The organism is Novosphingobium sp. B-7 (assembly GCF_000410615.1).
GTDB classification, from domain to species: domain Bacteria; phylum Pseudomonadota; class Alphaproteobacteria; order Sphingomonadales; family Sphingomonadaceae; genus Novosphingobium; species Novosphingobium capsulatum.
On sequence record NZ_KE148336.1, the window covers coordinates 28,705 to 35,146 of the forward strand.

At 65.2% G+C, this 6,442-nt stretch carries 8 protein-coding genes, 1 pseudogene and 1 riboswitch; of the genes and pseudogenes, 8 read left to right on the forward strand and 1 reads right to left on the reverse strand.

The annotated features are described in order from the left end of the window. The first annotated feature begins 151 nt into the window (after nucleotides 1-151). The 3 genes from H926_RS0111855 to H926_RS0111865 all read left to right on the forward strand — a co-directional run bounded on the left by H926_RS0111855 (nucleotide 152) and on the right by H926_RS0111865 (nucleotide 3,101). A complete protein-coding gene (locus H926_RS0111855) occupies nucleotides 152-943 on the forward strand; it encodes an inositol monophosphatase family protein (protein ID WP_022676497.1) in 792 nt (263 codons plus the stop codon). A gap of 26 nt (nucleotides 944-969) precedes the next feature. Next, complete coding sequence (locus tag H926_RS0111860) at nucleotides 970-1,740, forward strand: SDR family NAD(P)-dependent oxidoreductase (protein ID WP_022676498.1); 771 nt, start codon at nucleotides 970-972, stop codon at nucleotides 1,738-1,740. A gap of 77 nt (nucleotides 1,741-1,817) precedes the next feature. After that, the gene (locus H926_RS0111865; protein WP_022676499.1) at nucleotides 1,818-3,101 is read left to right on the forward strand and encodes an amidohydrolase family protein; all 1,284 of its coding nucleotides are present in this window, start codon (nucleotides 1,818-1,820) and stop codon (nucleotides 3,099-3,101) included. A gap of 124 nt (nucleotides 3,102-3,225) precedes the next feature. Here the strand turns inward: H926_RS0111865 and bfr are convergent, their stop codons facing one another. Further along, entirely contained in the window at nucleotides 3,226-3,705 is a 480-nt protein-coding gene (gene bfr, locus H926_RS0111870; protein ID WP_022676500.1) for a bacterioferritin, read from the reverse strand. Here bfr and H926_RS35560 point away from each other — a divergent pair. The 5 genes and pseudogenes from H926_RS35560 to H926_RS34660 all read left to right on the forward strand — a co-directional run. After that, nucleotides 3,704-4,006, forward strand: a complete 303-nt coding sequence (locus tag H926_RS35560) for a hypothetical protein (protein WP_158441974.1) — start codon at nucleotides 3,704-3,706, stop codon at nucleotides 4,004-4,006. The two genes, bfr and H926_RS35560, sit on opposite strands and share 2 nt — an antisense overlap. A 120-nt stretch (nucleotides 4,007-4,126) precedes the next feature. Beyond that, a riboswitch (SAM-I-IV-variant riboswitch) is annotated at nucleotides 4,127-4,238 on the forward strand. Between the two features lie 73 nt (nucleotides 4,239-4,311). Then, nucleotides 4,312-5,208 (forward strand): homoserine O-succinyltransferase, encoded by an 897-nt coding sequence (locus tag H926_RS0111880; RefSeq protein ID WP_022676502.1) that lies wholly within the window; start codon nucleotides 4,312-4,314, stop codon nucleotides 5,206-5,208. A 261-nt stretch (nucleotides 5,209-5,469) separates the two neighbouring features. Beyond that, nucleotides 5,470-5,673, forward strand: a complete 204-nt coding sequence (gene rpmI, locus H926_RS0111885; RefSeq protein ID WP_022676503.1) for a 50S ribosomal protein L35 — start codon at nucleotides 5,470-5,472, stop codon at nucleotides 5,671-5,673. A 12-nt stretch (nucleotides 5,674-5,685) separates the two neighbouring features. Further along, nucleotides 5,686-6,048 carry a 50S ribosomal protein L20 gene (rplT, locus tag H926_RS0111890; protein ID WP_022676504.1) on the forward strand — a complete coding sequence of 121 codons (363 nt, stop codon included), beginning with the start codon at nucleotides 5,686-5,688 and terminating at the stop codon, nucleotides 6,046-6,048. Nucleotides 6,049-6,285: 237 nt separating this feature from the next. Then, nucleotides 6,286-6,442, forward strand: a pseudogene (locus tag H926_RS34660) (phenylalanine--tRNA ligase subunit alpha); the annotation flags it as partial.

Sequence of the window (6,442 nt, forward strand, 5' to 3'; positions counted from 1 at the left end):
GCTTGCTTTGCCCCCTGAATGCCCTGCTTGCTCTCTTATCCGCCTTTCGCAAACCTCAAATGTTGCATCCTGCCCCTGTACTGCCGCCGTGCCGCACCGGGCCGGAGCAACGTTCTTGACCGCTTCGGCCCGATCGGCAAAGCACTGGGCCATGAAGCTCGATGACGACATTGCCCTGGCCCACCGCCTGGCCGACGCTGCCGGCGCCGCGATCCGGCCCTATTTTCGCAGTGTGACCGCCGAACGCAAGGGGGATGCCACGCCGGTGACCCTGGCAGACCGCGCGGCAGAAGAGGCGATGCGTACCATTCTGGCCGCTGAGCGCCCCGATGACACCGTCATCGGCGAGGAATTCGGCACGCGCGAGGGCACTTCGGGTCGCAGCTGGGTGCTCGATCCGATCGATGGCACGGCCGGCTTCCTCGCCGGGCGCGCGCTGTTCGGCACGCTGATCGCGCTTCTGGTCGATGGCTTTCCGGTGATGGGCGTGATCGACCAGCCGATTGCCAACGAACGCTGGCTGGGCGCCTCGGGCCGCGAAACCACGCTCAACGGCCAGCCGGTAAAGACCCGCCCCTGCCGCGAGCTGGCCGAGGCGACGATCGCCACCACCGGGCCGCACTATTTCAGCCAGCATGAAGGCGACCACTTCATGGCGCTGGCCGGCCAGACCGACTACCGCCGCATGGTGATGGGTGGCGATTGCTACAACTATGCCATGCTCGCCACTGGCCAACTCGACATCGTGTGCGAGGCGGGCCTCAAGCTGCACGACTGGGCCGCGCTGGTGCCGGTGGTTGAAGGGGCGGGCGGCACGATGTCCGATTGGAATGGCGATCCGCTGCACATCGGCTCGGAAGGCCACGTCCTTGCCTTGGGCGATCCGGCGCGCCTGGACGACGTGATCGAAGCGCTGGCCGCAGGGCACAACCACCGGCACTGAACGGCTTCGGCCGCGTTGTGCCTGCCATGACGACTGCTGCATCCACCATCGTGATCACGGGCGCGGGCGCCGGTATCGGCCGGGGCACCGCCTTGCACTTTGCCGCGCTCGGCTGGCGCGTGGTCGCGCTTGATCGCGATGCCAAGGCGCTCAAGGAACTGGGGGCCATGCTGCCGCGCGGGCAGGGCTTGACGATAGCTTGCGACGTGGGCCGGGAAAAGCCCGTGGCCCGCGCCTTCGCCCGCATTGCCGCCTGGGCAGGCGATGGTATCGATTGCCTGGTCAACAACGCCGGCATTGCCGATCCCTATTGCGGCCCGCTGGAAGACCTGGCCTTGGCCGACTGGCAGCGCTGGATCGATGCTTCGCTCACCGCCGCGTTTCTGTGCAGCCGTGCCGCCCTGCCCTTGCTGCAACGGCGCAGCGGCGCCAGCGTGGTCAACATCGCGTCAACGCGGGCCTTGCAGTCCGAACCCGATACATATGCCTATGCTGCGGCCAAGGGCGGCCTCTGCGCGCTCACCCATGCCATGGCGGTGGGGCTGGGGCCGCAGGTGCGGGTCAACGCCGTGCTGCCCGGCTGGATCGAGACCGGACCGTGGCAGCGTGCCGACCGCGCTCGCGCGGCGGACCACCGCCCCATCGATGAAGCGCAGCATCCCGCCGGGCGCGTGGGCACGGTGCACGATATCGCCACCACCATTGCCTGGCTCGCCAGCCCGGATGCCGGCTTCGTCACCGGGCAGCAGATCATGGTGGACGGCGGCATGACCCGCAAGATGATCTACGCCGAATGATGGCAGCAGATTAGACACTTGTTCAATATCGTTGCTCATGCAACCTTGCCGACCATCCCCCAACAAGAGGATGGTGCATGACAACGATAAAGAGCGTGGCGCTGGGAGCGGCCGCGCTGGTGGCGCTGGCAACCGGCAGCGCGCAGGCCAAGACCGTGGTAGTGCGCGCCGCACACATGATCGACGTGCTGGCCGGCAAGCGGGTCGATGGCGCGCAAGTGGTGATCACCGATGGCCGCATCACGGCCGTTGGCAAGAGTGGCGATGCCGTGCCCGCCGGGGCCGAAGTGGTCGATCTGGGACAGCGCACGCTGCTGCCCGGCCTGATCGACATGCACGTGCACCTGACCGGCGATCCCACGCTCAGCGGCTATCGCGGGCTGGAGTTCACCGACAACCTGTCGACCGTGATCGGCGTGGCCAATGCCCGCAAGACGGTGGAAGCCGGCTTTACCACGGTACGCAACGTCGGCTCAGCCAACTATGACGACGTCGCGCTCAAGCAGGGGATCGAACTGGGCTATGTCCCCGGGCCGCGCATCGTGCCGGCGACCTATGCCCTGGGCGCCACGGGCGGCCATTGCGATTCCACCGAATTTCCGCCCTCGATCACCGTGCCTTCGCCGCAGATCGCCAACACGCCCGAAGAGTTCCGCGCGCTGGTGCGCAAGGTGCGCAAGTATGGCGCCGAAGTGATCAAGATCTGCGCCACCGGCGGCGTCTTTTCCAAGACCGATTCGGTCGGCGCCCAGCAGATGAGCTTTGACGAACTCAAGGCCGTGGCCGACGAGGCGCACATGCTCGGCATGCGCGTGGCGGCCCATGCCCATGGCACCGCCGGCATCAACGATGCGCTGCGCGCCGGGATCGACACGATCGAGCACGCCAGCCTCGCTGACGAGGAAAGCTTCAAGCTGGCCAAGGCCAAGGGCGCTTGGCTCGACATGGACATCTACAACGACGACTATATCCTGGCCGAAGGCGAGAAGAACGGCGTCTTCCCGGAAAGCCTGGCCAAGGAAAAGATGATCGGCCGCAAGCAGCGCGAAACCTTCCGCGCCGCCCATGCTGCCGGGGTCAAGCTGCTGTTCGGCACCGATGGCGGCGTCTATCCCAACGGCTACAACGCGCGCCAGTTCGCCAAGATGGTGGAATGGGGCATGACCCCGATCGAGGCGATCCAGGCCGCCACCAAGAGCGCCGCCGAAGCGCTCGACCGCACGGCTGACGTGGGCGCCATTGCCACGGGCCGTTATGGCGATCTCATCGCCGTCGACGGCGATCCGCTGGCTGACGTGCGCACGCTGGAACACGTCGCTTTCGTGATGAAGGGTGGCGAGGTGGTGAAGGCCGCGCAGTAAGCAACAAGCCCTCCCCTAACCCCTCCCGCACGCGGGAGGGGGACTTGAAGGGGGCACCTCTACTCCCCTCCCGCGTGCGGGAGGGGCCGGGGGAGGGCATGTTCCCCGACCAAGCCCCGAAAACTTAATCCTCCGCCGCCTGGCTGTTCAACTGGATATAGTTGTGGATGCCCATCTGCTTGATCAGGTCGAGCTGGGTTTCCAGGGTATCGATATGCTCTTCCTCGCTTTCGAGGATCTTTTGCAGCAGATCGCGGCTGACATAGTCGCGCACCGTCTCGCAATGGGCGATGCCGTCTTTCAGCAGGGGCACGGCCTCGTATTCCAGGGCTAGGTCGGCCTTGAGCACTTCCTCCACCGACTCGCCCACTTTCAGACGGCCCAGCGCCTGGAAATTGGGCAACCCATCCAGGAACAGGATGCGATCGGCCAGGAGATCGGCGTGCTTCATCTCGTCAATCGATTCGTGCCGTTCGAAATCAGCGAGCTTCTTCACGCCCCAGTGCGAGAGCAGGCGATAGTGCAGCCAGTATTGGTTGATCGCGGTCAGTTCGTTGAACAGGGCCTTGTTCAGAAACTCGATGACCTTGGCATCGCCCTTCATGGCCGAACCTTCCTATGCCGTTGAACTGGAAGGCAGGGTAAGCGAGCGAGGGAGCCGGGGCAATGCGCAGTTGCGCCGCGCACCACGGTCCGCCTTATCACGCCATCGCGCAGGCGCGCTCGTCGGCCACCACGTCGTCGGCATCGTCCAGGCACTGTCGGCACTGTGCCTGGCAGCCCAGCGTTCCATAGAGCGCTTCGGCATCGCCGCGGGCGTGGCAACGGGCGGCCTGGCGCAGATCTTTCTCGCGGATGGCATTGCAGATGCAGATGTACATGGCGCTGAGTGCTTTCGCTCATGAGAACGATTCGCAAGGTAATGCGATTCATTCTCATGAGCAAGGGGTAAAGCGATCCTTGCCGCCGGTTGCGTAGCGTTCCGGGCACGCCTTGCAATGCGCATGGGCGCCCGCTACATGGGCGGCCAGCATCGAGAGTTGGGGGCGACGCCCCAACGCCAACCTGCCGGTTTCCGGGCAAGGTGGCGCTCCCTGACGGGAGGATGTGGCCGATCCGGCAACGAAACGGAGCAAGCCCCAGGCGTCCTTTCCATCCCCTCGCGCTGTACAGGATTTGGCTGTGCAGGATTTGAAGGAAAGCTACGCCCGTGCCGATCAGGATCGCCGATAACCTCCCCGCCCGCCGCACGCTGGAAGCCGAAGGCGTGATCGTGATGGGCGAAACCGAGGCCGCGCGGCAGGATATCCGCCCCTTGCGCATCGCCCTGCTCAACCTGATGCCCGACAAGATCACCACCGAAACCCAGGTGGCGCGCCTGCTTGGCGCCACGCCGCTGCAGATCGAGCTCAAGCTGGTGCGCCTGTCGGGCCATGTCAGCAAGACCACCTCGGCCGGGCATCTGGCGGAATTCTATTCGCCGTTTTCCGCCGTGCGCGCAGAGCGCTTCGATGGCCTGATCGTCACCGGCGCGCCGGTCGAAACGATGGACTATGGCGAGGTGACCTATTGGGACGAGTTGCGCCAGATCTTTGACTGGAGCCAGACCCACTGCCACCGCCTGCTGACGATCTGTTGGGGCGCCATGGCGGCGCTGGCGCATTTCCACGGGGTGCCCAAGCATGCCCTGGGGGCCAAGGCGCATGGCGTGTTCGATCACGTCAACCGCGCCCCGGCCAGCCCCTGGCTGCGCGGCATGTCTGACGTGGTGCCCGTGCCGGTTTCGCGCTGGAGCGAGATTCGCGCGGCAGACCTGCCCGCCGGCCTTGCCGTATTGCTCGACAGTGAAGAGGTCGGGCCCTGCCTGGTCGAGGATCCGGCCCATCGTGCCATCCACATGTTCAACCATCTGGAATACGACACGCTCACGCTCGATACCGAATATCGCCGCGATGGCGAACGGATCGTGCCGCGTCACTATTATCCGCACAACGATCCGGCCCAGCTGCCGCGCAACACCTGGCGCACGCATGGCCACCAATTGTTCGGCAACTGGATCAACGAGGTTTATCAGACCACGCCGTTCAATCTGGACGATATCGGCTGACCTGTTGCCCCTCCGTCAGGCCTGCGGGCTGCCACCTCCCCGCCAAGCGGGGAGGACCTTCCTCATCCTCCCCACAGCGTGGGGAGGGGGACCGCCCGCGCAGCGGGTGGTGGAGGGGCAGTTCCCCACCCGCCCGAATCAAGTTGCCAAACCGGCCCACCCTCGTTAAGGGCCGCCCCTTCAATCCACGCGGATCTGCGTTCCTGCCTGGCCACATAGGGCTGCCACGGCAGGTACACCGCGTCGAACAAGGAGACGAAAATGCCCAAGCTCAAGACCAAGAGCGGTGTGAAGAAGCGCTTCAAGCTTACCGCTACGGGCAAGGTGAAGCACGGCGTGGCCGGCAAGCGCCACCGCCTGATCAGCCACAACGCCAAGTACATCCGCCAGAACCGCGGCACCGACGTGATCTCCGACGCTGACGCGAAGGTGATCAAGAAGTGGGCGCCCTACGGGCTGAACTGAGGAGGCTGATCCATGTCCCGTATCAAGCGCGGCACCACCACGCGTGCCAAGCATAAGCGTATTCTCGACCAGGCCAAGGGTTACCGCGGCCGTCGCAAGAACACGATCCGCGTTGCCCGCCAAGCCGTTGAAAAGGCTGGCCAGTACGCATACCGCGACCGCAAGGTCAAGAAGCGCACGTTCCGTGCTCTGTGGATCCAGCGCATCAACGCGGCCGTCCGCGCTGAAGGCCTGACCTATTCGCAGTTCATCCACGGCACCAAGCTTGCTGGCATCGAACTCGATCGCAAGGCCATGGCGGATCTCGCCATGAACGAAGGCGGCGTGTTCGCGGCCGTGATCGCCCAGGCCAAGGCTGCCCTTCCGGCCGCCTGATCGCCTGATCGCGATACAGCTTTTAAAGGCGCTCGTTCCGAAAGGAGCGGGCGCCTTTTGCTTTTGGGGGTTTCCGCGAACATGCCCTCCCCCCGACCCCCTCCCGCAGGCGGGAGGGGGAGAGCAACAAGACTCCCCTCCCGCCTGCGGGAGGGGTTGGGGGAGGGCGTGTTGCCACCCTACAACCCACGCAACCCATCTTCCCTTCTGCCCCGCAAAGCGCTAGCGGCAGGCGCGATGGAACAGCTAGACCAACAGCAGGCCGAAACGCTCGGCGCCATTGCCGATGCCACCACGCTCGATGCGCTGGAGGCGATCCGCGTGTCCGCGCTCGGCAAGCAGGGCTGGGTTTCCGCCCTGCTCAAGACCATGGGCCAGTTGAGCCCGGAAGAGC

Coding starts and splice junctions, on each gene's coding strand:
- H926_RS0111855 (WP_022676497.1), top strand. CDS start 152: ATGAAGCTCGATGACGACATTGCCCTGGCCCACCGCCTGGCCGACGCT.
- H926_RS0111860 (WP_022676498.1), top strand. CDS start 970: ATGACGACTGCTGCATCCACCATCGTGATCACGGGCGCGGGCGCCGGT.
- H926_RS0111865 (WP_022676499.1), top strand. CDS start 1,818: ATGACAACGATAAAGAGCGTGGCGCTGGGAGCGGCCGCGCTGGTGGCG.
- H926_RS35560 (WP_158441974.1), top strand. CDS start 3,704: ATGGCCGAACCTTCCTATGCCGTTGAACTGGAAGGCAGGGTAAGCGAG.
- bfr (WP_022676500.1), bottom strand. CDS start 3,705: ATGAAGGGCGATGCCAAGGTCATCGAGTTTCTGAACAAGGCCCTGTTC.
- rpmI (WP_022676503.1), top strand. CDS start 5,470: ATGCCCAAGCTCAAGACCAAGAGCGGTGTGAAGAAGCGCTTCAAGCTT.
- rplT (WP_022676504.1), top strand. CDS start 5,686: ATGTCCCGTATCAAGCGCGGCACCACCACGCGTGCCAAGCATAAGCGT.